This window comes from Hymenobacter lucidus, from assembly GCF_020447265.1.
GTDB lineage: Bacteria > Bacteroidota > Bacteroidia > Cytophagales > Hymenobacteraceae > Hymenobacter > Hymenobacter lucidus.
Genome location: NZ_JAJADR010000005.1, coordinates 70,906 through 97,869 on the forward strand (window position 1 = coordinate 70,906; position 26,964 = coordinate 97,869).

Annotated in this window: 19 protein-coding genes; 12 read left to right on the plus strand and 7 right to left on the minus strand. The window is 59.9% G+C overall.

The annotated features are described in order from the left end of the window. Positions 1-34 precede the first annotated feature (34 nt). Entirely contained in the window at positions 35-949 is a 915-nt protein-coding gene (locus LGH74_RS16630) for a TIGR03915 family putative DNA repair protein (protein WP_226177372.1), read from the minus strand. Between the two features lie 124 nt (positions 950-1,073). Here LGH74_RS16630 and susR point away from each other — a divergent pair, with 124 nt between their 5' ends. The 8 genes from susR (at position 1,074) to LGH74_RS16670 (ending at position 15,079) form a co-directional block, all read left to right on the plus strand. After that, entirely contained in the window at positions 1,074-2,699 is a 1,626-nt protein-coding gene (gene susR, locus LGH74_RS16635) for a SusR family glycan utilization regulator (protein WP_226177374.1), read from the plus strand. A 544-nt stretch (positions 2,700-3,243) separates the two neighbouring features. After that, on the plus strand, positions 3,244-6,357 hold the full coding sequence (locus tag LGH74_RS16640) for a SusC/RagA family TonB-linked outer membrane protein (protein ID WP_226177376.1): 3,114 nt from the start codon (positions 3,244-3,246) through the stop codon (positions 6,355-6,357). A gap of 106 nt (positions 6,358-6,463) precedes the next feature. Then, positions 6,464-8,101 carry a RagB/SusD family nutrient uptake outer membrane protein gene (locus LGH74_RS16645; RefSeq protein ID WP_226177377.1) on the plus strand — a complete coding sequence of 546 codons (1,638 nt, stop codon included), beginning with the start codon at positions 6,464-6,466 and terminating at the stop codon, positions 8,099-8,101. A 131-nt stretch (positions 8,102-8,232) separates the two neighbouring features. Next, on the plus strand, positions 8,233-9,405 hold the full coding sequence (locus LGH74_RS16650; RefSeq protein ID WP_226177378.1) for a T9SS type A sorting domain-containing protein: 1,173 nt from the start codon (positions 8,233-8,235) through the stop codon (positions 9,403-9,405). 124 nt (positions 9,406-9,529) lie between these two features. Beyond that, positions 9,530-10,906, plus strand: a complete 1,377-nt coding sequence (locus LGH74_RS16655) for an alpha-amylase family glycosyl hydrolase (RefSeq protein WP_226177379.1) — start codon at positions 9,530-9,532, stop codon at positions 10,904-10,906. A 59-nt stretch (positions 10,907-10,965) separates the two neighbouring features. Beyond that, complete coding sequence (locus LGH74_RS16660) at positions 10,966-13,083, plus strand: glycoside hydrolase family 97 protein (RefSeq protein ID WP_226177380.1); 2,118 nt, start codon at positions 10,966-10,968, stop codon at positions 13,081-13,083. A gap of 74 nt (positions 13,084-13,157) precedes the next feature. Next, positions 13,158-14,555 carry an alpha-amylase family glycosyl hydrolase gene (locus LGH74_RS16665; protein WP_226177381.1) on the plus strand — a complete coding sequence of 466 codons (1,398 nt, stop codon included), beginning with the start codon at positions 13,158-13,160 and terminating at the stop codon, positions 14,553-14,555. An 80-nt stretch (positions 14,556-14,635) separates the two neighbouring features. Beyond that, positions 14,636-15,079 carry a helix-turn-helix domain-containing protein gene (locus LGH74_RS16670; RefSeq protein WP_226177383.1) on the plus strand — a complete coding sequence of 148 codons (444 nt, stop codon included), beginning with the start codon at positions 14,636-14,638 and terminating at the stop codon, positions 15,077-15,079. 147 nt (positions 15,080-15,226) lie between these two features. On the opposite strand, the gene LGH74_RS16675 is transcribed toward LGH74_RS16670, so the two are convergent. From LGH74_RS16675 to LGH74_RS16685, 3 genes are all read right to left on the minus strand, one after another. Next, positions 15,227-16,108 carry an alpha/beta fold hydrolase gene (locus tag LGH74_RS16675; protein ID WP_226177384.1) on the minus strand — a complete coding sequence of 294 codons (882 nt, stop codon included), beginning with the start codon at positions 16,106-16,108 and terminating at the stop codon, positions 15,227-15,229. Between the two features lie 23 nt (positions 16,109-16,131). After that, on the minus strand, positions 16,132-16,314 hold the full coding sequence (locus LGH74_RS16680) for a hypothetical protein (RefSeq protein WP_226177385.1): 183 nt from the start codon (positions 16,312-16,314) through the stop codon (positions 16,132-16,134). 116 nt (positions 16,315-16,430) lie between these two features. Then, positions 16,431-17,696: a putative DNA modification/repair radical SAM protein gene (locus LGH74_RS16685; RefSeq protein ID WP_226177387.1), complete on the minus strand. Its 1,266-nt coding sequence runs from the start codon at positions 17,694-17,696 to the stop codon at positions 16,431-16,433. 287 nt (positions 17,697-17,983) lie between these two features. Here LGH74_RS16685 and LGH74_RS16690 point away from each other — a divergent pair, with 287 nt between their 5' ends. The 4 genes from LGH74_RS16690 (at position 17,984) to LGH74_RS16705 (ending at position 22,301) form a co-directional block, all read left to right on the plus strand. Continuing rightward, positions 17,984-19,882, plus strand: a complete 1,899-nt coding sequence (locus tag LGH74_RS16690; protein ID WP_226177388.1) for a BamA/TamA family outer membrane protein — start codon at positions 17,984-17,986, stop codon at positions 19,880-19,882. A 150-nt stretch (positions 19,883-20,032) separates the two neighbouring features. Continuing rightward, a complete protein-coding gene (locus tag LGH74_RS16695) occupies positions 20,033-20,869 on the plus strand; it encodes a CvfB family protein (RefSeq protein ID WP_226177389.1) in 837 nt (278 codons plus the stop codon). A gap of 106 nt (positions 20,870-20,975) precedes the next feature. Further along, complete coding sequence (locus tag LGH74_RS16700; protein WP_226177390.1) at positions 20,976-21,650, plus strand: NAD-dependent epimerase/dehydratase family protein; 675 nt, start codon at positions 20,976-20,978, stop codon at positions 21,648-21,650. Positions 21,651-21,710: 60 nt separating this feature from the next. Beyond that, a complete protein-coding gene (locus LGH74_RS16705) occupies positions 21,711-22,301 on the plus strand; it encodes a hypothetical protein (protein WP_226177391.1) in 591 nt (196 codons plus the stop codon). A gap of 189 nt (positions 22,302-22,490) precedes the next feature. Here LGH74_RS16705 and LGH74_RS16710 read toward each other — a convergent pair whose 3' ends face one another. The 3 genes from LGH74_RS16710 to LGH74_RS16720 form a co-directional block, all read right to left on the minus strand. Next, the gene (locus LGH74_RS16710) at positions 22,491-23,261 is read right to left on the minus strand and encodes an oxygenase MpaB family protein (protein WP_226177392.1); all 771 of its coding nucleotides are present in this window, start codon (positions 23,259-23,261) and stop codon (positions 22,491-22,493) included. A 180-nt stretch (positions 23,262-23,441) separates the two neighbouring features. Continuing rightward, positions 23,442-24,440, minus strand: a complete 999-nt coding sequence (locus tag LGH74_RS16715; protein ID WP_226177393.1) for a DUF4249 domain-containing protein — start codon at positions 24,438-24,440, stop codon at positions 23,442-23,444. A gap of 14 nt (positions 24,441-24,454) precedes the next feature. Further along, complete coding sequence (locus tag LGH74_RS16720; protein WP_226177394.1) at positions 24,455-26,845, minus strand: TonB-dependent receptor; 2,391 nt, start codon at positions 26,843-26,845, stop codon at positions 24,455-24,457. Positions 26,846-26,964 lie beyond the last annotated feature (119 nt).

Here is a 26,964-nt window from a genome sequence, read left to right on the forward strand (position 1 = left end):
GGACAAAGTAAAATAGTTTTATCCGGGCTGCAAGCTATTCAGTGGCCGGGCGCTTGTTCTTGATGGGCTCAAATCGGGTTTCACGGGGCTGTTTTTCGCTCAGGTATTTCCAGTAGCGCAACGGAATGTGCCGCCGGTGCAGCTTCATGTTGCGCCGCTCGGGAATGTTGACGTGGTCGAAATACGTCTGCCACAGCACTTTGAACAGCGGCTCCCGCTCGTCGAGCACCGTGGCCGATACCCCCGTGCCGCGTGGGGCGGCGCTGCCGGTTTCAAACTGCACGATGTCGGTGCGGTGCAGATCATAATAAAGCCCGTAGCCACGGCGCTGGTCGAAAATGAGCCAGCGCTGGTCGGCGTAGCGCTTGGTAAAATGGGGCGCAATGAGCGGCAGCACGTCGAAATCGGGCTCAATGGTGGCGTGAAACAGCTCATCCGATGTTTTCTCGAAACGCACGAAGGCCTCCATGCGGTGCTTTTCGCGGCCCATCTGCTGGGCCAAGTGCGCCACACGGCGCACGTTGTCGTCGGCGTAGTTTTCGGCAATGTCCTGGGCCGAGCGCATAGCCAGATCGGCATAGCGAAAAATCAGCAATTCCCGGTCGGGCTGCTCGCTCAAAAACGCGTGAAACAGCCGGGTGCGGGCCTCAGCCGTCATGTGGCGCAATAGACCTTCCCACACCCGCGCAGCCGTAGCCTCGTGGGTTTCGACCAGCAGCGGCTGGGTAAAGAGCCCACCCTGCACCGCGCCCAGGGGCTGAATGCTGTTAGGTGCGGCTTTGCGGTCATAAATGGCAAAAAGCACCGTCAGCAGGCCTTCAAATGAGCCGTCGTAGGTATAGTCGAGCGGCGGGGCGGCCAGCACGGGCGCCGTGGGGCGGGCCGCCCCGCCGGCGCGGGACTTTTGCGGAGAATTGGGCTGGTTCAGGGGCGTCAGTGAGCGGCTCATACTTGGTGCTAATAGGGTAAAACGCAACAATACTTACGCGCGCAGGGGTTCAGTCAGGCAGCTGCGCCCAACATATTTGCTACTTTTGATAACCATCTTTTCGGCTGAATTCTTTTCCTATCCAGTGAAGCTACTGCTCTTTGTGTGCGTGTTCCTCGTGAGTTCCCTGCCGGGGTTTGGGGCAGCCGGCACCGCCGACAGCCTGCTCACCGAGCTCAACAGCACCCTGGCCCGTAAGCGGCACTACGATGCGCAGCGGTGGAAACAGATTTCGGTACTCACGGCCGCCTACACATCCAACAAAGCCGCTGATAACGCTAAGTTCGACCTGGGCCTGCGCATCTACGACGAGTACAAGGCCTTCAAGTACGACTCGGCTTTCGTGTACAGCCAGCAGCTGATTCGAATTGCCGAGCAGTTGAAAAGCCCCGCAAAAGTGGAAATAGCGAAGCTTAGGCTAGCCTTTATTCTGCTCTCGGCGGGCATGTTCAAGGAAACGTTCGACACGCTCGACAAAATTCAGCCCAGCCAGCTGAGCAAGGCTGATAAGCTGGATTTCTACTTCCTGAAAGCCCGCGCCTACAGCGACCTGGGCGACTTCGACCAAGACCAAGTGTACCGCCCCGCCTATTACCGCCAGGCGCTGGCCTACGCCGATACGGCCCTGCAGTACAGCCAGCCCGGCACCTACGACTGGCTGTCGATGCAGCAGTTTAGGGCCATCAAAAACGGCGACTTGAAGGCCGGCGCGGCACTTTACGGCCAGATTCGGCGGCTGCCGCGCCTCTCGCTACACCAGCTGGCCGTGAGTGCCAGCGCCACGGCTTACATCTATACGCTGCTGAAGCGGGAAGACAAAGCTTTTGAGCTGCTGCTTGTTTCGGCTATTGCCGACGTGAAATCGGCCACGAAGGAAACAGTGGCCATCTTCAAGCTTTCGAACTATTGCTACCAGCGCGGCGACCTGGAAAATGCCTACACTTTCATTCGGGAGGCGCGGGAAGAGGCAGCTTTCTACAAGGCCAAACAACGGCAGATTGAAATCAGCCATGTTTCGTCCCTCATTGAGGGCCAGAAGATTAACATTATTGAAAGCCAGCGCAAGTCGCTGAAAACCTACGCGACTATCGTGACGCTGCTGGCCGTATTCGTGGTGGGCTTTCTGTTCATCATCTTCCGGCAGCTGCGCAAGCTCCAGCAGGCCGACCGGCTGATTTCGCAGTCGAACCAGGAGCTGCGCGAGCGGAACGAGAAGCTCAACCAGCTCAACAGCGTGCTGAATGAGGCCAACAAGATTAAGGAGGAATACATAGCCTACTACTTCCACAACAACTCCCACTACATCGACCGGCTGGAGGCGCTGAAGAAAACGCTCGACACACAGCTCAGCAATAAGCAGTATGCCGGCGTGCAGAAGCTAGCCGACAGCATCAACATTAAGAAGGAGCGCAACGAGCTGTTTAAGGGCTTCGACACCGTTTTTCTGCGGCTGTTTCCCCATTTCATCGAGCAGTTCAACGGTCTGTTCCGGGAAGAAGACCGGATTCAGCTGCCCGACGATCTGCTGCTGACTACCGAGCTGCGCATCTTTGCCCTCATCCGCCTGGGCATCGACGACAGTGAGCAGATCAGCCGGATGCTGGGCTATTCCATCAACACGATTTATACCTACAAAACTCGGGTGAAGAACCGCTCCATCGTACCCAACGAGGAGTTTGAGGCCCGGATTCAGGCTATTGAGGCCGTCTAAAAGACTGGCTGTAGAGTTGGTGCCACAACCGCAACCAGCAGAAGAAATCCGGCGGCGGGCCGCTGAATTCGGCAGTATTGATGAGGCAACAACAGCGGCCTTTTGGTACCCTATTGTCCCGGGTTTCGGCCGAAGCTACTGGGTCTCTGTGATGGATAAGTACAGCCGGTTTCTGGGCTCTCCACACTGCAGGCTGGTCAACCGAACTCACTGAAAGTGAGTGGTCACCTAAAGCCCGATAAATAGAATTATAGCGCTATAAATGCAGCATCAAGCAACGGCTTCTTGTTAAGAAACAGGGCATATTCAACCAATATAGGCTTCATATTTTGCCAGCATTTTTTACTTGCATACAATTATAAAAGAGCCACTTACGAGTCACATCCATTAATATTTTCTTGATCCGGATTTGATAAGTTTCAGGTAAGGAGAGAGCAGGATTCTTTTGTTCCATTCCACGTCGCCAGCAAGCCCCAAACGTTTGCAGCACCGCCTCCCGGCCGCGACGTGAGCAGCAGAAATTCCCGCTCCTAATCCCTCTCCTATGCTGGTACACTTACCACTCCCACCTGCTTCCTGGTGCTTTGCCAGAGGAGTTTTTCTGTCGGCCCTTGGGCTGGCTTCGGCCGGTACCACGCTGGCCGCCCCGGTCCTCACACTTGGCCCGCGCCGCCCCGGATTTGTTTCGGCGGCTACCGTAGCACCACGCTTTTCTGCTGTAGCCGATGGCAGCGTCAGTGGGCGGGTAGTGGATAGCAAGGGCCAGGGTATTCCCGGCGTTACGGTTATCGTGGAAGGTACCACGCTCGGGGCCTCTACCGACGCGACGGGTGCTTATACCATTGCGGGCGTGCCGGCCGGCGCCCATACGCTGGTGTTTTCCTCCATTGGCCTGAATTCCAGCCGCGTAGCCATAACAGTTCCGGACGGGCAAGCGGTGCAGGTGGCCGCCACCACGCTGAGCGACAACACCACGCTGCTCAACGAAGCGGTGGTAGTAGGCTACGGCACCACCCGCCGCCAAGACGTGACGGGCTCCGTAACCACCGTGACAACCAAGGACTTCGTGAAAGGCCAGGTAACCTCGCCCGAGCAGCTGGTGCAGGGCAAAGTGGCCGGCATTCAGATAACGACCAGCGGCGGCGCGCCCGGCGAGGCCAGCGTAATTCGCATCCGGGGCGGCTCCTCGCTGAATGCCAGCAACGACCCGCTCATCGTTATCGACGGCGTACCGGTGGATAACCAGGGCATCAACGGGGCCGGCAACCCGCTTTCGTTGGTCAACCCCCAGGACATTGAGAGCTTCACGGTGCTTAAGGATGCTTCGGCCACGGCCATTTACGGCTCCCGGGCTTCCAACGGCGTTATCCTCATCACGACCAAAAAAGGCGTGGATGGCGAGAAGATGCGCGTGAACGTCAACTCCCAGGTGTCGCGGGCCGAGAACTACGGGCAGGTAGACGTGCTCGACGGCTACGCTTACCGCACCTTGATCAACAATGCTATTATTCAGGGCATTATCCCGGCCAGCAACGCCGCTTACCTGGGCAATGCCGACACCAACTGGCAGGACGCCATTTACCGCACGGCCTGGACGACCGACAACAGCGTGAGCCTCACGGGCAGCGTGAAGCACGTGCCCTACCGCGTATCGGTGGGCTACCTCAACCAGAACGGTACGCTGCGCACCGGCAACCTGAAGCGCAATTCGGCTTCCATCGGCCTCACACCCAAGCTGCTCGACGACCATTTGCGCGTCGACATCAACGTAAAAGGCACCTGGGCCGACTTCCGGTTTGCCGACCAGGGCGCCATTGGCGGGGCGGTGCGCTTCAACCCGACCCAGCCCATCTATACCGATACTAACGGTTTCAACGGCTATTTCGAGTGGCGCGACGGAGCCATTCCCAACCCGCTCACAGACCGCAACCCGGTGGCGCTGCTCAACGACAAGCGGGACCGGAGCACTGTGCTGCGCAGCATCGGCAACGTGCAGCTCGACTACAAACTCCACTTCCTGCCCGACCTGCACGCCAACCTGAACCTGGGCTACGACGTGTCGCGCAGCAATGGCACGAGGTACATTCCGGCCACTTCATCCATTGCCTATAGCACGCAGGGCCAGAATAATGCTTACAGCCAGGACAAAGACAACAAGCTGCTCGAAACGTACCTCAGCTACGGCAAGCAGATTGGTAGTCACCACGTAGATGCGGTGGCTGGCTACTCCTACCAGGATTTCTACCGGCACGAGCCGTTCCAGTTTGCCTACAAGGCCGACGGCACCCGCGTGGCCCCGCTGGAGCCGGCCCAGGACCCGCTGAAAACCCAATACACGCTGCTCTCCTACTACGGGCGGGTGAACTACAACTTCAAGGACCGCTACCTGCTCACGGGCACGCTGCGGGCCGATGGCTCGTCGCACTTCAGCCCCGAAAACCGCTGGGGCTACTTTCCGGCCGCCTCGGTGGCCTGGCGCATCAACCAGGAAAGCTTCCTGAGCGAGTCGCCGACGGTATCGGACCTGAAGCTGCGGGTGAGCTACGGCAGCACAGGCCAGCAGGACATTTACGGCGTGGCCGGCGACTACCCTTACCTGGCCAAGTATAGCATTGGCTCGCCCACGGTCAGCCAGATTTTTGGCAAGGATACCATCCGGACGCTGCGGCCCGCCGCCTACGACCAGAACCTGCGCTGGGAGCAAACCCGCACTTACGACGTGGGCCTCGACTTCGGCTTTTTCAGCAACCGCCTGACTGGTACGGTGGACGTGTATCTGCGCAAAACCGACGATTTGCTGGCCGTCATTCCGGTGCCGGCGGGCAGTAACCTCTCCAACACGCTGCTCACCAACATCGGCAGCATGGAAAACCGGGGCGTAGAGCTGGCCCTGAACTACAACGTGCTGCAGAGCGAGAAGCTGAACTGGTCGGTGAACTTCAACGCCACTATGAACCGGGGCAAAATCACCAAGCTCGCGCAGGTAGTAGACCCTACGTACCTGGGCACGCCCACAGGCAGCGTCGGCAACTTCCAGTTCGTGCAGGTGAATGCCGTGGGCCACGCGCCCAACACCTTCTTTCTCTACGAGCAGAAGTACGAGAACGGCAAGCCGCTGCAGGGCCCCACGGCCAGCCCCACCACCGCGCAGTACGTGGATCAGGACAACAACGGCATCATCAATGAGCGGGACCGGGTATACGGCAAAAACCCCGCGCCCAAGGCTATTCTGGGCTTTAGCTCCAATGTAAGCTACGGCAAAGCCAGCTTGGCCTTCACGCTGCGCTCCAACATTGGGGGCTACGTGTACAACAGCGTGGCCGGCGCCCAGAACAACTACTACGGGCTGAATACGGGCCTTAATTACTCGGCCAACGTGGTGCCTGCCATTTACGCCACGGGCTTCAAAACCGGCCAGACCTTCAGCGACATCAACCTGGAAGATGGCTCGTTTGTGCGCCTCCAGAACCTGACGCTGGCCTACAATTTTGGCAGTCTGCTGAAGTCCGGCACCGACCTGAACGTGACCCTGGCCGGCCAGAACCTGCTGCTGCTCAGCCGCTACTCCGGCCTCGACCCCGAGCGGGCCAACGGCATCGACAGCAACTTTTACCCTTTGCCCCGCACCGTCACGCTGGGCCTCAACCTTGGTTTTTAGACCAGTTGTCAGTTGCTCGTTGTCAGTTGCCAGTCAGCTGATCCAATACAACGAACAGCCCGCATCCTACTAACAACTGACAACGACCAACTGACAACTCTCTATCATGAAATCCCATCCTTTCCTGCGCCGCGGTGGCCTCGTGCTGGCTTTTTCCGCTTCCCTTTTGCTTTCCGGTAGCCTACTCACAGGCTGCGTCAAAGACCTTGACCGGGAGCCGTTTTATGATCTGAATACCGAATCGGTGTACCGCGACCCGGCCAACCATATCCGGGTGCTGGCCAAGTGCTACGCGGGCTTCAACCTGTCGGGCAACTCGGGCCAGCCCGACGTGTTCAACGGGCAGGGCAAAGACGAGGGCGAAACCTCCTACCTGCGCGCCTACTGGTATTTGCAGGAGCTGACCACCGACGAGGCCGTGGTGGCCTGGAACAGCGGCCCGCTGCAGGAACTGAACACGACCCAGTGGACGTCGAGCAACGACCTGATTAACAACAACTACACCCGCATTTTCTACGAGGTGGCGCTCTGCAACGAGTTTATCCGGGAAACCAGTGACGACAAGCTCAGCAGCCGCGGCATCACCGGTGCCAACGCCGACCAGGCCCGCGTGTACCGCGCCGAAGCCCGCTTCCTACGCGCCCTGGCCTATTATCACGCCCTGGATATGTACGGCAACGTGCCCTTCGTAACCGAGGCCGACGCGCCCAGCAAAACGTTGCCTAAGCAGATCAAGCGGGCCGAGCTGTTTGCCTACGTTGAGGCGGAGCTAAAGGCCATTGAGCCTCAACTGCTGGCCGCCCGACAGGCGCCCTACGGCCGCGCCGACCAGGGTGCCGCCTGGACGCTGCTGGCCAAGCTTTACCTCAACGCCGAGGTGTATACCGGCCAGGCCCGCTACACCGACTGCCTCACGTACTGCAACAAGATTCTGGGCGCGGGCTACAAGCTGGCTTCCGAATATCAGCATCTGTTCATGGCCGATAATAACGTGACGTCGGCTTCGGAAATCATCTTTCCCATTACCAGCGACGGACTCGTGTCGCAGGTGTATGGCGGCACCACGTACCTGGTGCACGCCGCCGTGGGCGGCCGGATGCTGACCAGCGCCTTTGGCATCAACAGCGGCTGGGCCGGCAACCGCACCCGCAAAAATCTGCCGCTGCTGTTTCCCGAGGCGGCCAGCGGCTTCGATAGTCGGGCTATGTTCTTCACCCCGGGCCAAAGCCTGGAAATCAACGACCTGACCGTCTTTACCGAAGGCTACGGCGTGACGAAGTGGACCAACAAAACTTCTACCGGCGCCAACGGCAAAGACCCGCAGCAGATTTTCGTGGACACCGACTTCCCGCTGTTTCGGCTGGCCGATGTATACCTGATGTACGCCGAAGCCGTGCTGCGCGGCGGCCAGGGCGGCACCCAAACCCAGGCCCTGACCTATATAAATGCTCTGCGCGACCGGGCCTTTGGCAACTCGGGCGGCACGACTGACGGCCACATCACCCTGGCCGAGCTGACGGCTCCCGACTTTGTTTTGGATGAGCGGGGCCGGGAGCTGTATTGGGAAGGCACCCGCCGCACCGACCTCGTGCGCTTCGGCAAGTTTACTACTGCCACTTACCTGTGGCCCTGGAAAGGCGGCGCGAAGAATGGCCAGGCCGTTTCGCCCAACCTCAACCTCTACCCACTGCCCTCCACCGACATCGTGGCTAACCCTTCCCTGGTGCAGAACCCGGGCTACTAACTGCCCGCGCCTCCCTTTCGACCTGTTATTGCGGCCCGCCAAGGCAGCCTGAGTACGCCCCAAACGGCGGCTCAGGCTAGCTACGCCGCGCACACGCCGCACTTCATATTCCCACCTTTCCTCTTTCTCTCATGAAAAAAATTACTACTCTGGCGTTGGCCACCTCTCTCGCTACCGCCGCGCTTAGCGCCCAGGCGCAGATTACCGTGGACGGCGTTATTGCGGCCAACGAAATCGGCTCTACTGCGGGCAAGTATGTGTCGTTGGGGGCCTTTACGACGCCCCACGTGGGTAACGCCGGCTTTGGGTTTGCCGGCCTGCTGCGCATGTACGGCGCTAACAGCGGCACCAAGCTGTATGTGGGCTTGGCCGGCACCATTGAAACGGGCGGTAACAACTTCCAGGTTTACCTCGATTTGCCCAACAAAACCGGCGTCCCCGTGGGTACCGGCCTGCCCGATGTGGCTGGCACTTCCACGGTATTCGGCACCGTTAGCGCCACGCAGGGCATCGGGGGCACCAAGCTGGAGCTGGAAGCCGATGCTGCCATTGCTACCACCGGCAACGGCGACGTGCAGGCAGCCATTTATACGGCTACCACTGGCGTAGCCAAATCAGTAGCGGGCGGCGCGGCCATTTTCACCGATGGCACCGTGAATCCGCTGCCGGGCTCGGCTACCACCGGTGCGTACTCGCTCTTTGCCGGCACCCGCGTAGCCTACAAGGCACCTACCAACAGCACCGGCGGTGTGGGCAGCATCGAGGACAACCCCGGCAATGCCAATGGCGGCGGGGCCGGCTCCTACGCCCTCGAATATGAGTTTAACCGCGCTTCCCTAGGCTTGCCTTCGGGTGCTTCCATCGTGCGGGTAATGGCGGCCTACGTGAGCGGCGACGCTTTCTGGTCGTCGGATATCATTCCGGAAGTTCCGGCCAATGGCAACAACAATCTGGGTTTCAAGCCCGACTTTACTACCCTGCCCGGTACACAGGCCGCCGCCCTGAACGTGGTGGTGCTCAGCAGCCGCAAGGCCGACGATGCGGTAGTAGCCATGAGCGTATTTCCGAACCCGGCCCAGGGCAAGTCCACTATTTCGTACCAGGTGCAGGGCAATGTGCAGCCCGTGCTGGTGCGCGTCACCGACTTGCTGGGCCGCCCGGTACGCACACTACTGGATACAAAGCAGCCCACCGGATTTCATGAGTTGGATGTAGCTACCGGTGAGCTAGCAGCCGGTGCTTATCTGGTGCAGGTGAAGGTGGGCGACAAACTGGCTACCCGCCGCCTGGCCGTGACGCGTTAATTCCTTCTTCTTTTCGGGCCGGGAAGCTGCCTTGAGGCGGCGTTTCCGGCCCGCCAATAGTGGCGCGGAGCGGCTGCTTTTCCTAACCGGCGGCTGGCAGCAGCCTAGCCACTTCGGCTTTGTCATGATGAAAAAAACACCTTTTATTTCTCTACTGGCCCTGTTGCTGGCCTGCGCCGGCCCGGCCCTGGGGCAGGCGGCTCCGAAGGCTACCCTTCCCAAAGACCCGGCGCAGTACGGCAAGCCTTTCGCGGGTGTGCCCCAGAGCCAGAATGCCACCATTTACCAGGTCAACATGCGGGGCTTTAGCCGGGAAGGCAACTTCCGGGGCGTGCTGGCCCGGCTCGATTCCATCAAGGCGCTGGGCGTGAACGTGGTGTACCTGATGCCTATTTTCCCCATCGGCAAGCTGCGGGCCGTCGATTCGCCGTTTGCGGTGCAAAACTACACGGCCGTGAATCCGGAGTTTGGCACGCTGGCCGATTTGCGGGCTATTGTGGATGGATGCCACGCCCGGGGCATGGCCGTAATGCTTGATTGGGTGGGCAACCACACCAGCTGGGACCATCCCTGGATTACGGAGCATCCCGACTGGTATGTGCACGACGCCAGCGGCGCCATCGTGAACCCGATTCCGGAGTGGAAAGACATTGCCCAGCTCAACTTTGCCAACCCCGAGCTGCGGGCGGCCATGATTGCGGCCCTGCGCTACTGGGTGTTGCAGGCCAACATCGACGGCTACCGCTTCGACTACGCCGACGGCCCGACTCCGGCATTTTTCACCGAGGCCATTGGTAGCCTGAACGCCATTCGCAGCCACAAGCTGCTGTTGCTGGCCGAGGGCGACAAAAAGAAATACTACCTGCAGGGCGGCTTTCAGCTGTGCTATGATTTCGGCTTTATCAACGTGCTGAAGCACGACATCTTTGCCCGCGGCAAAAGCGTGCGGCTTATCGACTCGGTGAATACGGCCAACTACCGCAACGCGCCGCCCACGGCCCGCATGCTGCGCTACACCTCCAACCACGACGTAAACAGCTGGGAAGGCACGCCCCAACAGCTTTTTGGCGGCGAACGGGGCGCCATGGCCGCTTTTGTGGTAGCGGCCTACATGCACGCGGTGCCCATGATTTACAACGGCCAGGAAGTAGGCTACCCCGAGCGGCTGCCGTTTATGGGGCCGCGCAAGGCCATCGACTGGACATTGAACCCGCACCTGACCGCCGAATACAAGCGCCTGATTCGCTTCCGCAACGGCAGCAATGCCCTGCGCAACGGCACCCTGGCCTCGTACAGCACCGACGACGTGTGCGCCTTTACCAAAACTGCCGGGCGGGAAAACGTGTTGGCACTAGTAAATCTGCGCAACAAGCCCGTACGCTATGCGCTGCCGGCGGGCGTGAGCAACGCGGGCTGGCGCACTGCGTTTGATGGCCAACCCCTGGTCCTGAGTCGGGAAGTGACGCTCCAGCCCTACCAGTACCTGATTTTAACCAAGTAACCGGCGGCCCCGGCGGGTGCTGACCCCGCCGGAAAAAGCCCCGACCCCAATTCTGAACAATGAGAAATTTCCTGTTGGTATTGCTGCTGCTAACGACCGGCTACCAGGCCAAAGCGCAGCCTACCGCGCCGCTCACGGCCCGCCTCGACAAAGTCAGCCTCACCGTTGCCCTGGACCCCGATGGCCGCCCGACTTACACGGTTTCCCTTGGCGCAAAACCCGTCATTCTGCCTTCCCGCCTGGGTTTGGCGTTGGCCGATGGCAAGGGTTTCGATGGCCCCATGACGCTGGTGGGCAGCGAAATGAAGGATGTGGATAACTCCTGGCAGCCGGTATGGGGCGAGGTGAAAAATATCCGCAACCACTACCAGCAGCTCACGGTGCACCTGCGGCAGGCGGCGGCACCAGGCCGCTTACTCGACGTGACCTTCCGGGTTTTTGCCGACGGCGTGGGTTTCCGCTACGAGTTTCCGGCCCAGCCAGCTTTGCAGTACTTCACGGTGCAGGACGAGCTGACCGAGTTCCAGCTGCCCGCCGACCACAAAGCCTTCTGGATTCCGGGCGACTACGACTCGAACGAATATGCCTACTCCACCACCCGTATTAGCCAGGTCAATAGCTCGAATATCGAGGCTATTCAGCTGAAGTCGGCCCCGGAGCGGGTGCAGACGCCGCTGATGCTCAAAGCCGACAATGGCCTCTACCTCAATATTCACGAGGCGGCCCTGCTGAACTACCCGGCCATGATGCTCAACGTGGATACCAAAACCTTCAGCCTGCGCAGCCAGCTCGTGCCCGACGCCACCGGCACCGGCGCCAAGGCCTATTTGCAGGCTCCCGAGCACACGCCCTGGCGCACAATTATCGTGGCCGACAACGCTCCGGCCGTACTGGCCTCCAAGCTTATCCTCAACCTGAACGAGCCTATCGCCCTCACGGAAACCAGCTGGATTAAGCCCCAGAAATTTGTGGGCGTGTGGTGGGAAATGCACGTCAATAAGGCGAGCTGGAACTACGCCGACACCAGCAACATCAAGCTCGCCGGCACCGACTGGACCCGTCTCAAAGCCAACGGCCACCACGGGGCCAATACGGCCAATGTGAAGCGCTACATCGACTTTGCGGCCCAGCACGGCCTGCAGAGCGTGCTGGTGGAAGGCTGGAATGTGGGCTGGGAAGACTGGGCCAACAACTGGAAAGAAGAGGTATTCGACTTCGTGACGCCCTACCCCGATTTCAACGTGACCGAGCTGCAGCAGTACGCCCAAAGCAAAGGCGTGAAGCTGATGATGCACCACGAAACCAGCTCGTCGGTGACCAACTACGAGCGGCGCCAGGATGCCGCCTACCGCTTCATGAAGGAGCACAACTACGACGCCGTGAAAACCGGCTACGTGGGCCGCATCATTCCGCGCGGGGAGCACCACGACGGGCAGTGGATGGTGAACCACTACACCCGCACGGCCCAGCGCACAGCCGAAAACCAGCTGATGGTGGATATGCACGAGGCTGTGCGCCCCACCGGCCTGCACCGCACCTTTCCCAACTGGCTGGCCTCGGAAGCCGCCCGGGGCAACGAGTTCAACGCCTGGAGCAGCGGCAACCCGCCCGAGCATGAAACGATTCTGCCCTTCACCCGCCTGATAGGCGGCCCGATGGACTACACGCCCGGCATCTTTCAGATTCAATTGGAAAGCTGGAACCCCGCGCGCAACCAGGGCAAGCAGGTGCACACCACGCTGGCCAAGCAGCTGGCCCTGTACGTGACGATGTACTCGCCGCTGCAAATGGCCGCCGACCTGCCCGAAGCCTACGAAAAGCACCTCGATGCCTTCCAGTTTATCAAAGACGTGGCCGTCGACTGGGACGACACGCGCATTCTGCTGGCCGAGCCCGGCGAGTTTCTCACCACGGCCCGCAAAGCCAAGGGCAAAGAGGAATGGTACGTAGGCAGCATTACCGATGAGCAGGCCCGCACCCAAACCGTGAAGCTCGATTTTCTGACCCCGGGCATGAAATACGAAGCCACTATTTACGCCGACGGCAAGGGCGCCAGCTGGGACAAAAACCCACAGGCCTACCAGATTCGCCGGCAGAGCGTGACCAGCAAGTCGGTGCTCAAGATGCAGCTGGCCCCCGGCGGCGGCGCGGCCATCAGCATCAAGCCCGCGCAGTAAATAACGATATCGGCTTTGGGGTAAATCAGCCCGCTTGAGCCCTGTTTACCCTCTCACCACTTTCACTCCCCACCATGTCTTTCCTCAAAACTGCGGCTCACTATAGCTTTTCCCTGCTGGTAGCGGCGGGCCTGCTGGCAGGCTGTAAGCCGGATCTGCCGGCTGCTCCCGCCCGCCTCGACCCACCTACGTCGTCGAATCCGACGCAGTACGGCACACCCTTCGCCGGGGTGCCCGACCGGCAGGATGCGGTGATGTACCAGGTAAATATGCGCGCCTTCAGCCAGGGCGGCAACTTTGCCGGCGTCACGGCCCGCCTCGATTCTATCCGGGACTTGGGCGTAAACGTGCTCTACCTGATGCCGATTTACCCTATCGGGCAGGTCAAAGCCGTAAATTCGCCCTACGCCGTGAAGGATTACCGGGCCGTAAACTCGGAATTCGGCACCCTCACCGACCTGCGTACCTTAGTCGACGCGGCCCACGCCCGAGGCATGGCCGTGATGCTCGACTGGGTAGCCAACCACACCAGCTGGGACCACGCCTGGATAACGCAGCACCCCGACTGGTACCAGCAGAATGCCGCCGGGGCCATCATCAGCCCGCCCAATACCAACTACCTCGACGTGGCCCAACTCAACTTCAATAGCGCACCGATGCGCCTGGAGATGATATCGGCCCTGAAATCGTGGGTGTACACGGCCAACGTGGATGGGTTCCGCTTCGACTACGCCGACTTCCAGCCCAACGACTTCTGGAAGCAGGCCACCGACACGCTGCACAACATCAAAACCCACAAGCTGCTGCTGCTCGCCGAGGGCACCCGCGCCAGCAACTTTGCCTCGGGCTTCGACTACAATTTCGGCTTCAACTTCTACGGCGGCATCTATCAGGTGTATAAAAACGGCGCGGCGGCTACCACTTTCGATGCTCTGAACACCAGTGAATACGCGGGAGCCACCAACGGCCAGCACGTGGTGCGTTACATCACCAACCACGACGTAAATGGCTCCGACGGTACGCCGGTGGCGTTGTTCGGCGGAAAAAATGGCGCCATGTCAGCTTTTGTTGTTGCGGCACTGTTCAAAGGTGTGCCCATGATTTACAACGGACAGGAAGCCGGCATGAGTACGGCCATTCCTTTCCCGTTCACCTCCGTGAAGGTAGCCTGGGGCCTTAACCCTGATGTGAAGCGGGCCTACAAACAGCTGCTGGCTGCCCGTGCCGGTAGCGCAGCCCTGCGGCGCGGCACACCTACTTCCTACAGCACCGCCAACGTGTGCGCCTTCACCAAAACCGCGGGCACCGAACAGGCTCTGGTACTGGTGAACGTGCGCAACACGGCTACCACTTACACGCTGCCCGCCGCGCTGGCCAACTCCACCTGGACCAATGCCCTGCAGGGCGGCTCCGTGACGCTAAATACCCAGGTGCAACTACCCGCCTACGGCTATATCGTGCTGAAAAAATAAAGCTACTGCCCGGTTTCCGCCACTGCCACCGAATGGCAACGACGGTGGATGGTAGCCGAAACAGAGCAGCATACCCCGGTATGAGTCGACGACGAGATACGCTGAAGCTTTCCAAAAGCCACTACCGGTTTATCCGGCAGTATCTGCAGCAGGAAACCCGTACTGCGCAAGGAAACAAACGGGCGCAGGTGGTGCTCTACTGGCACCTGGGCCTCACCGGCTCCGAAACGGCCGACCAATTAGCCATCCCCAAAGCCCGCGTGTACGCGCTGCGCCGGGCTTTCAAACGGCAGGGCCTGCAGCTTTACCTCAACACTTCGAAGCAGGGCGGAGCCCCTACAAAACTCACTCCCCAGGTTAAAAAAGCCCTAGGTCAGCTGGTAGCTCAACCTTCGGCTAAGCCCTGGTCGCTGCGGCGACTGGCTACGCATCTGGTGCGCAAAGGCCTGGTGGCATCCATCAGCGCCGTTACGGTAGCCAAAGCCCTACACATGCTCAAGGCTGCAGAGCCAGTGCCAAATTAGACGCCATCCGCCCGATAAGCCCAGCTGCAGTATCATAATAAGGGCCCACAAAGTGAAGTCTACGACTTTCACCTTGCGGGCCCTTTTGTACTTAATGGTGGCTGGCTACAGCGCAATTATCCGGCTTATGGTAGTCAGCTTGATCTGCTAAGCCTCAAAAAACCGCAGCAGCAGCGCATTCACGGCTTCGGCTTCTTCGTGCTGCACCCAGTGGCTGGCCGGCAGGTAGGTCAGCTGCCCCTGTTCACATAGCATCAGGCTTTGCTCGGCCATCTGCCGCTTCAAAAATGCGTCTTTCACGCCCCAGATGATATGCACCGGCACCAGTACCCGCCCGGTAGCCGACATTTGGCGCGGGGCCCGCACCGCCGCCCGGTACCAGTTCAGCATGCTGCGCATAGCGCGGGGCTGCTGCCAGGCTGCCTCGTACTGGGCCAGCTCAGCCGTGCTAAAGGTGCCGCGCCGGCTGGTTTGTACCAATGCCTGCCGGCCTGCCCACCAGCTATTGCGTCGGACCAGCCACTCGGGCAGCCAGGGCAGCTGGAAAAAGAAAATATACCAGCTTTTGCGCAGCTGCTCCAGGCTGCGCCGCAACGTGCGCCCCATTACGCGCGGGTGCGGCACGTTTAGCACCGCCGCCTTTATTATCCGCCCCGGATAGTGCGCTGCCAGGTGCCACGCTACGGCTGCACCCCAGTCGTGGCCCACGATGATGGCCTGCTGTTGCCCAGCCGCATCGAGCAACCCAATAACGTCGCGGGCCAGCGTATCGATGCGGTAGTCGGCCACGCGGCGGGGCTTGTCGCTGAGGTTGTAGCCGCGCTGGTCGGGGGCCCACACGCGGTAGCCGGCGGCGGCCAGGGGCTGCAGCTGCTGCCGCCAAGCGTACCAGAACTCCGGAAAGCCGTGCAGCAGAATCACCAGCGGCCCATCGGCGGGCCCGCACTGCACCACGTGCAGCCGGATGCCGTTCGTATCGACGTACTGATGTTCCAGCTCGTAGTCCATTCTGCGTTTTACCGCTAGCATGCCGCCGGGGTTATGAAGGCCGCTCAGGCTGCCTCGGGCCGTTCGGCCTGCTGGGCGGCGCGGGCGCGGGTTTGCTCGTGCAGCTGCTTCACGATGGGCAGCAGGTCGCTGAGCTTGCAGCAGCAGGCCAGGCGGGCTACTTTTTCGGTTTTGGGGTCTTGGATGGTGGCCGACGCGTCGGCACCGCGGTGAGTAATAGTCATCATCGTAATAAGTTAAGCAGGTAAGCGGTTGGCAGTTGAGGAAAAAAGGTTGAGTTGACAGCTAAGTGGTATTCGATGCAGCTTCTTCACGTTTCCTCCTTCGGCTCTGCCCCGGCGCGTTAGCCGGCCTGGGCAAACAAATCGAGCTGCTGCGTGACCAGGGCTGAGCGAACCGAACCCGCGCCGAACAGAATCTGACGGCGGATGGTCTGCTCGTCGTAGTCGCGGGTTTCAAGGGCCTGGCCTTTGCAGGTAATGAAGTACTTGGCCCGCTTCAGCACCACCCCAAACTTGTGCAGATGGTCGAGGCTGAGCGGCGAAAAGCGGCGGGCGGCCACAATACGCTTGGCTGAGCGCGCCCCGATGCCGGGAATGCGCAGAATCATCTCGAAATCGGCCGTGTTGATATCGACCGGGAAAACGTGGCGGTTGCGCAGGGCCCAGGCCAGTTTAGGGTCAATTTCGAGGTCCAGAAACGGGTGCTCGGGGTCCAGGATTTCGTCGGCCTCGAAGCCGTAGAAGCGCATGAGCCAATCGGTTTGGTAGAGCCGATGCTCCCGAATCACGGGGGGCTGCGTTACCTGGGGCAGGCGGGCATCGCCGCTGACGGGAATATAGCCCGAGTAGTACACCCGTTTCAGCCCGTAGCCCTTATAGAGCGAGTCAGTGAGCTTGATGATCTGGTGGTCATTCTCAGCCGAGGCGCCCACGATAAGCTGGGTACTCTGGCCAGCGGCGGCAAAGCTCGGCACCTTCTTGAAGAGGGCCTTTTCCTCCTTGTTCTGGGTAATACCGTCCCGAATCTGGCCCATCGGGGTCAGGATTTCCTGGTAGTTTTTCTCCGGGGCCAGGGTGGTCAAGCTCAGCTCCGAGGGCAGCTCGATGTTCACGCTGAGGCGGTCGGCGTAGAGGCCAGCTTCGGCGATGAGCTCGGGCGAAGCGCCGGGAATAGTTTTGACGTGGATATAGCCGTTGAACTTGTGCTCAGTGCGCAGCTTTTTGATGATGCGAACCAACCGCTCCATCGTGTAGTCGGAATCCTTGAAGATGCCGGAACTCAGAAACAGCCCTTCGATGTAGTTGCGACGGTAGAAGTTCATGGTCAGGTCCACGACTTCATCCACGGTGAAGGCGGCGCGCTTCACGTCGTTGGAGCGGCGCGAAACGCAGTAGGCGCAGTCGAAGATGCAATAGTTGGTCAGCAGGATTTTGAGCAGCGACACGCAGCGGCCGTCCTCGGTGAACGAGTGGCAGATGCCCATGCCCTCGGCGTTGCCCAGACCTTTGTTCTCGTTTTTCCGCTTGCCGCCGCTGCTGGAGCACGATACGTCGTACTTCGCGGCATCTGCCAAAATACTTAGCTTTTCCTGAATCCGCTCGTTCATTAATGGCTGTTTTAGGGCTTAAAAATAGCAGGTTGAATCTTTCCGTACAATAGTATATCAAGCTAATTTTTTTAGGAATTGGTTCCCTGAGCTGCCGCTGATTTCCGCCGTTGGCTCACTGTCACTGGCAATGACCTCTATAACTCCACTCTGTACCTCACGCCCTTTTTCAGCTTATGTCGGGTTACAGTTGCGGACCGCCCTACCAACTTCGTACCTTGCCGTGTAGGGCTCCGGGGCCGGCGGCAGTTGCGGCCTGGCTTTGGCAGCAGTGTTGTTTTGCGCACATGGTTTTCCGCGTTTGTTCTGCCCGTCTATTATGGAGCCGCCTACCCTGGCTGCTGGCGCTGCTGTTGCTGGCTGGCAAGGCCCGGGCCCAGCAGCCTACCCCGCCCGTCGTCACGGACTCGATGCGTACCCAGCCCGAAACCCGGCGCGACTCACTGCGCCGCCGCTTCGACCAGGAGCGGGTGCTAACGGGTCTGAAGGCTTACACCCGGCGCAAAACCATCGTGGGCAAGGCCGCTTCGGCCATTTTCAACTTCACCGAGCGTAAGGAAGACCGGGTCGGCATCGACGTGGAGCTGCTCGACCGGCAGTTTGACCAGCACAGCTACAAAATCGTGCGCCGCATCGAAATCCGGGCCCTCGACGCATTTGGCTACAGCGTATCGGACCCCACGCGGGAGCCGCGCAACGTGCTGGAACGCGGCGGCAACAAGCTGCACGTTACCACTTCCCGAGCCCGGGTGCGGCAGTTGCTGCTGTTTCGGGTGGGTGAAGAGCTGGCCCCGCAGGCCTTGGCCGAGTCGGAGCGCCTCTTGCGCCAGACCGACCAGCTGCTCGACGCCCGCGTGTTTGTAGACGAGGAAACCACCACTCAGGACAGCGTCGACATCCGCATCATTACCAAGGACGTGTTCAGCATCGGGGCCTCCTACCAGCTGCGCGACGTGGGCGCGGGCGTCATTGCGGCCCGGGACATCAACTTTCTGGGCCAGGGCCACCAGATCAACAACCGCTTCGAATACGGCCGCAACCAGCCCCAGACGTGGAAATACGAAGGCAGCTACGTAGTCCCGTTCCGCAACTTCATCAACGGACAGGTGCGCTACCGCAACGAGTACAACTACCGGGAGCAGGCCATTGGCTTTTCCCGCGACTTCTACTCGCTTACTACCCGCTACGCCGGGGCGGCTTCGCTGCGCCTCGTGCAGCAGTTTGTGCCCACCGCCACCGATGACACCAAATTTGACGCGGCCAATTTCAGCATCAAGGATGCTTGGTTTGGGCGCGCCCTGCGCCTGCGCAGCTACGATTTGGGCTACGAAAACCCGGCCCGCGTGATATTGTCGGGCCGCGTGTACAATACCAGCTACACGGCCCGGCCCAATCCCGGCTACCTCAACTCGTCGTTGGTGCTGGGCACGGTGGGCTACAGCGTGCGGCGCTATTACAAAGACAAATACCTGTTTGGTTTCGGCCGCACCGAGGACATTCCGACGGGCACGCTGCTGAGCTTCACGGCGGGCTACGACTTTAATGACCGTGCCAACCGCAACTATTACGCCCTGCGCGCCTCCACCGGCAGCTTCAGCCTGCGCAACGGCTACCTCTACCTGAGCGGCGAATTTGGCAGCTTTGTGCGTCACCGCGACAAAGACTGGCAGCAGGGCTCCCTCGGCACGGAAATTCTGTATTTCACCCGGCTCTACCACACCGGTAACTATCAGTGGCGGCACTTCTTCTGGAACCGCTCGATTCTGGGCTTCAACCGCCTGCCCGACGACCCGCCCCTGCTCATCGACGGCAACCGGGGCCTGCGCGGCTTCGAGTCGAACATCCGAGGCTCCAGCCGCTTCGTGCTCAACTACGAAACCACTGTGTTTACGCCCGTGTCGTTTCTGGGCTTCCGGGTGGCCGGCGTGGCCTTTGCCGATGCGGCCTGGCTGGCCAGCAAACCCGGCCAGGAGATGCCCTTCCGCGAAACGCCCTACACCGGCTTCGGGCTGGGCATCCGGCTGCGCAACGAATATATTGCCGTGCGCACCGTGCAGCTGCTGCTGGGCTACTACCCCCGGGGCCAAACGACCACTAGTGGTTTCCGCATCTTCGAAAATGCCCGCCCCTACTACGATTTTAGCGACTTCAATTTCGCCCAGCCCAACACCGTGCGGTACGAGTAAGTGGTTAGATAGTGAGTTGTCGTGCTGATAAAGTGGGCTTTTTCTCTACTACCAAACAGGGTTTTCGTTTGATAACAGGTGTGCGGCAGGATAGGCTACCTTTGCGCCCAAACGACAACTCACTATTTCACCACCTCACCATCTCACCTCATGCTGGCGCTAGGCGATTTTAACGAACTGGAAGTGGCCCGGGCGGTCGATTTTGGCCTCTACCTGAGCTCCGACGACGGCGACTTGCTGATTCCGGGGAAATACGTGCCCGAAGGCACCCAAATTGGGGATGTGCTGCGCGTGTTCGTCTACCGCGACTCCGAGGACCGCCTAATTGCCACTACCCTCGAACCCCTGGTGCGCGTCAATGAGTTTGCGGCCCTTACTGTGCGCGACGTGAGCAGCGTGGGCGCGTTCCTGGAATGGGGCCTCGAAAAAGACCTGTTTCTGCCCTACAGCAACCAGTGGCGCGACCTGCGCCCCGGCCAGCGCGTGACGGTATTCGTGTACCTCGATGAAACCACGGACCGCATCGTGGCCACTGCCAAGTGGGACCGGTACTTGAGCGAGGACCCGTTTCCGGGCCAGACCGGCGACGCGGTGCAGCTCTTCGTGGCTTCGGAAACCGACATGGGCTATTCCGTCATCGTGAACGGTACGCACCAGGGGCTGCTCTATTATAATGAGGTTTTCCGCCCCCTGCGCCTCGGCGATACGCCTACCGGCTACGTGCGCCAGATCCGGCCCGACGGCAAGCTCGACATCAGCCTGCAAAAGCTGGGCTACGACGAAGCCCTCGACGCGGCCGATACGCTGCTCGACGCCCTGCGCAAAGGCAACGGCACGCTGCCTCTAGGCGACAAAAGTGAGCCGGACGATATCTACCGGCGGCTGGGCATGAGCAAGAAAGTGTTCAAGAAAGCCCTGGGCGCGCTCTATAAGCAGGGCCTCGTACAACTGTTGCCCGAGCAGACGCGTCTGGTAGAGGGAAAGTAAGCCACGCGGCATTTTCCGTGGCCGGCTGGCTTTCCGGGCGCTTTCCTGCGTATGGAAAGCCAGCTTTGCTTTCTCCCGACCTCTCCGCCCCTGCTTCCGCTGTGCTATGAAACTCCAGAAAACCGCTCTTATTGCCGGAGCCAGCGGCCTGATCGGCAGCCAGCTGCTGCCCCTGCTCCTGGCCTCCGACCGCTACGCCAAAGTTATTACAGTAGGGCGGCGGCCCGTGCCCATCATGCATCCCAAGCTGGAGCAGCGGGTGCTGAACCTCGACCAGCTGGAGCAACACCGTATGTCGCTTATTGCCGACGACGTATTCTGCTGCTTGGGTACTACCATGCGGCAGGCCGGCTCAAAGGAAGCTTTCTACAAAGTGGATTATTTGTATGTGGTGAAGCTGGCAGCGCTTACAGCGGCCAACTTCGCGGCGCAGTTTATGGTCGTTTCGTCGATGGGGGCCGATGCCGGTTCGCGCTTCTACTACAACCATGTGAAAGGCGAGATGGAGCAGGCCATCCGGCAGACGCCATTCCGGGCCATTCACATTTTCCGACCGTCGCTGCTACTCGGCGACCGGGCCGAAAAACGTACCGGAGAGCAGTTCGGCGCGGTTTTACTCCGGGTTCTAAACCCCGTGCTGGTTGGACCCTTGCGCAAGTATCGGGCGGTAGCAGCGGCTACGGTGGCTCGGGCCATGCTGCGGGCGGCGGAAGATGACGGAGGCGGGATTTTAGTGCATTTATCGGATGAAATTGCGGTCGAGCGGGCCCTGAGCCGGTAAGTGCAGACCGGAGTGCGTACTTTCGCACTTGTACTTTCCTTTTTACCTGCTCCAGGCATCATGAAGCGTTTTTCTCTCTCCCTCCTTTTTGTGCTTTTGCTGCTGAGCACTACGCTGGTTTCAGCCCAGTCCAAAAAGAAATCCGGCGGCAGCAACTCGGGCTACAGCACCGGTATCGGTCTGCGGGGCGGTGGCTGGTCGTCGGGCCTCACCATCAAGCACTTTATGAGCGGCAAAAACGGCGTGGCCATCGAAGGCCTGCTCACCACCGAATATAAGGCGCGGGGTGGGCGCCTCACGCTGCTAGGCGAAAAGCACCTAGCCATTCCCGACATCAAAGGCCTGCAGTTCTATTACGGTGCCGGTTTCCACGCGGGAGCCTACCAGGGCCGCTACTACTTCTCCGATACCCGCTACTACTACAAAGGCCGCAAAGGCGACGTGTACTTGGTGAGCTCCAACCGCAATGGCTACTACTACGACGAGACTACCTACATAGCCATCGGTGCCGACCTTATTGCGGGTCTGGAGTATAAACTCCCCGATTTGCCCTTCGTCATTGGTGTCGACTATAAGCCCTTCTTCGAGGTATTCCACGGCTACACCGGCTTTTACAACGACGCGGCCGTGAGTTTGCGCTTCACCTTTTAGCCCGCTTCCCGCTTCGCTTACCTACGAGGTAGAAGCACCTTTTATCTGACCGGCCACGAAAATTTCGTGGCCGGTCTTTTTTATTCTTGTCTTATCCAGAACACCTAATCTATAAGTCAGCAATACCGGCATAGAATGATGAGCTTGGGTTGGATACTTTGCGCATCATCTGATAATTACGCTACTAGCTCAACCGGAAGCCGGTACGTTATCCAACGCCTGGATCTGGGCTTTATAAGCCGTGGGTAGCAGCGCGTTGATAGCCCAGCGACTCAGGGCGAGGTGCTGCGTGGCCCGGTAGAGCGGCACCGCCGGTGCCAGCCACGACCAGGAATTCAGCCCAAGCATGGTGCGCACCAGCGGGGGTAGCACCAGCCGCTGCCCCTGGAGCAGCAACTGGTAGCGTAGCGGGCCCAGGTGGCGGCGGTATTGCCGGAACAAATCGGTAGTCAGGGCGCTATGGGCCAAGTCTTGCGCTAAATGCGCGTGACGGTCGGCCACCCACTGCGAGTAAGTGGTGGGCAAATCGGGAATGCCCATGCGCTGGCCTACCCGGCTGAATACGTCGAATACTTCGGCCTGCTCATCCGGGGTAAGGGGGCGCTCCAGCAGCTCGAAAGCCCGAATGGAATAGTCGATGAGCATGTAAAGTACGTCGCGGTAGGCCCAGGCCGGAATGCTGGCCCCGCGCTTGGCTTCTACGGCCGCATGAATGGCCGTAATAGTATCAATAGCCCGCTCAGCCGCGCCCCGCTCGGCAAATACAATCTGGCGGGCATACTCCACCGTGGAAAACAGACGCCCCAGCGGGTCGGCGGGCAGCCGGCCGGTAAAGTACAGCCAGTCGACGGCTTTGTTGAGGGCAAACTCGGCGGCGGCTCCGGCAAAGATGAACAGCACCGTGTCGGACTTGCCCCAGATGGTGCGCACCACGGAGTGCTCGGGTACAAAATAGCTCATGCGGCAAGAACCCGAAAACCAGGTAAAAGGCTCCGCCAAACTGGCCCGGAGCACGGTGAAAAACAGAAAACAGCCGGCCCCCGACAAGCCAAAGCCCCCGCTACGCAAGGCAACGAGGGCTTAGTTAGGTTTTATCCCAGCCGGTAGCCGTTTATGGGCCCGCGCCGGCTGTCGGCTTTACTAGAGCTTAATGCGGTACACGGCATCCGTGATGCCGCCAAACAGGCCATAGCCACCCTTGATGTTGGATACCAGCGGCGCGGGCTCGGCAAAGGGGTTGCCTTCGGTATCGTTGTAGCGCTGCCGCGAAAGGTAGAAGTTGTAGGCATCACGCGTGAGGGCGCTGATAAACACTTCCATGTACCCGGGTTTAGGGCAGTTGCCCGGCGTAGGGCAGTAACCGGCGTAGAAGCGCACGTTTGAGGTAAGTGAAAAACGTTTGCCGTTCACGTTGGTGTCGGCGTAGGGATAAAAGCCGTAGCCGTAGCCGGAAAAGCCCCCCAGATTAGAAAGCTGAAACCGGCCTACTTCCAACGACACGTCAGAATTTTCCTCGTCAATCTGCACCGGCGACCAGTTATCGGGCACGTTGCCCTGGCTGTCGACGATGCGGGCAAAGGCTATATAATAATTGTCGGTGTTCGGGTCATCAGCAATGGTAACCGACAACTGCCCACGCGTATCATAGACGTTGTTAGGGTTGGGCTTTTCGGTAAACGTGGCGCTTTCAATAATCGGCGCGGCTGGCAGGGTCACGGTGCTTTCCACCGCAGGCAAGCCCGGCACAGTGGCCCGCAGCGTGTAGGTGCGGCCCGGCTGGGCCTTCAGACCCATGGTGGGCTCGTAGTAGCCGCCTTGGTACGCCGAAGACGATTCTTTGAACCGCTCGACCACCGTGCCGCTTTCGTCCCGGATATCCACCTTGGCGTCGGTGCGGCCGTTCAGTTCGCGCGTATCGAACACGCGCTGGCTGTTACTCACGTACAACTGCCGGGTGAGGCTCACCTCATCGTTGGGGCCCTGGTCGGCGTAGTTGCTCAGCACGTATTGCAGCGCCACCTTAGGCGTGTGAGCCGGCTCGGGCAGGTCGATGGTCGTTTCGCAGGCCCCGGTGCCCAGGCCCAGTAGCAGTAAAGCCGCCAGTTTCGTCGTTGTCGTGATTGTTGAAAAAGTTGACATAAGAATACGGCGCGTTAGAATTTGAAGCTTTTGCTGAAGGACGGGATAATCGGAAACAGCGACAGTTGCTTGTACACGGCCTTGCTGTTGCCACTCTGGTAGTCAAAGTCGCGCGAGAGGTAAATGTAGTAAGGGTTGCGGCGGCTGTAGGCGTTATACAGGCTGAAGCTGTTCACCACTTCACCCCACTTTTTCTTCTTGGTTTTGCTCAAATCCAGGTCGAGGCGGTGGTAGGCGCGCATCCGGTAGCTGTTCCGCTCCCCGTACTCCTCATACTGCTCGTAGGGAGCCAGCCGGTAGCGGCCCTCCGACAGCGTTACGGCGTTGCCGGTGCCGTATACCCACGTACCCGAGAGCGTGAAGGTGGGGCTGAACTTATGAATCACGACCAAAGTGGCATCGTGGCGCCGGTCGTACTTATAAGGGTACAGCCGGCCCTGGTTCAGCTCCGGAAACCGGCGGTTACTCCAGGCCAGCGTGTAGCCAATCCAGCCTGTAGTGCGGCCCGATTTTTTCTGCAGAAATAGCTCCCCGCCGTAGGCCCAGCCCTGGCCGCTGGTTACTTTTTCTTCCCACTTGCTGTCGGTAGTACCCAGGAAGCTGGCGCCTTCCTTGTATTCAATCAGGTTCTGCATAGGCTTGTAGTAGCTCTCGAAGCTGAGCTCATACTCCTCGCCCTTGTGGTGCAGCGTGCGGGCCGCCCCAATGCTGATTTGCTGGGCGCGCTGGGGCTTCACCTTGGCCGTGGCTGGCACCCAGAGGTCGGTGGGCAGGCCAATGCCGCTATTGGTAAGCAGGTGGATGTACTGGGTAGTGCGGGCATAAGCGCCTTTCAGGGCCCAGTTCTCAGTGAGCAGGAAACGGGCGGCAATGCGCGGCTCTACCGACGGATACAGGGTTTTATCGACCAAAAAGCTGTTCAGGCGCAGGCCGGCGTTTACCTTCAGCCGGTCCGTCAGGCGGTAGTCGTCCTCGGCATACAGGCTGGCTTCACTGGCCATAGTTTGCTGGCCCGAGTTGATGTCGTCGGTGCCTTCGCCCTTTACCTGCAGCGCCCCGGGCCGGAACGAGTGCAGAATGTACTGGCCCCCAAACCGGATGTAGTGGTCGGGGTTGGGCACGTAGTCGAAGTCGGTTTTCAAACTCAGGTCCCGGATATTAGACAGGTAGTGCAACGAAAACTTGTCGGTGCGCGGGTCAGGGCCGGTCGTAATCTTGTCTTCCTGGTCGATGCGGACGTTGAACTGGTACTTGCTGTAGGTGAAGTGGGTGTTCATGAACAGTTGGTCGTTCACGATGTGGTTCCAGCGCAGCGCCGAGGTAAGGTTGCCCCAGCCCAAACCGTCATTTTCCTTGTAATAGCTGCCGCTGCCGTCGTCAGCCTTATCATTATAACGGGCGTAAAACTTGTCGTAGCCGGTGTAGGCACTCAGGTAGAGCCGGTCACGGCTACCCAGTTTCCAGTTGAGCTTACCGTTCAGATCGTGAAAAAAGTAGCCGACGGTGGGCCGCTCATCATACGGGATTCCCTCACTGGCCATGGCCAGATTAATGAGTGGGCGGGCCAGGATGTCGATGTAGGTGCGGCGGGCCGAGATGATAAACGAGGCCGTATCCTTCTTGATGGGACCTTCCAGCGTGAGGCGCGAGGCCACAATGCCAATGGCGCCCTCCCCGTGAAACTCCTGCATGTTGCCCTCCTTCATGGTAATATCCAGCACCGACGACAGCCGGCCACCATACCGCGCCGGAAATCCACCCTTGATCAGCTCCACGTTGTTCAAAGCATCGGCATTAAACACTGAGAAAAAGCCAAACAAGTGGGCTGCGTTGTACACCGGTGTGCCGTCGAGCAGCACCAGGTTCTGGTCGGGCGAGCCGCCGCGCACATACAAGCCGCTCTGCCCCTCGCCCCCGCTCTGCACGCCGGGTAGCAGCTGCAGTACCTTCAGCACGTCGGTTTCGCCAAACAGCGCCGGCAGGTTCTTGATCTGGGCCACGGGCACGTTGATGGTGCCCATGCGGGTGCTCTGGGCAATTTTTTCCTCCTTGGTGCCCACAATTTCCACGCCCGCCAGTTCCGAGGTCGAGGGCCGTAGCCGGAAGTCGTGACTCACGCTACGCTCCGACTTCACAGCGAAGCGCCCCTTCTCATACCCCAGATACGACACGTACAGCCGAACGGAATCGGCGGAGGCGGGCAGCGTGAGGGAGTAGAAGCCGTAGGTGTTGGTGGCAGTGCCCTGGCCGGTGGCCGGGTTCATTACGGCCACACCAATCAGGTTTTCGCCCGTGGCCTGGTCGCGCACGTAGCCGCTGATGGTGAGCTTGCCGGCTTGCTGGGCCTGGGCCGCACTGGCCGCCAGCAAACCGCCGAGTAAGAGTACTGAGCGAAATCGGCTCATAAAAAGGGGTAGATAAGGTATATAGGTGGGAAAGTAAAAGGTGAGCGGCCGGAAAACGCCCGGCCGGCGCGGTTTGGTATGGCTGCTAACAGGATTCTGAAAAGGGACCAATGGTTGGC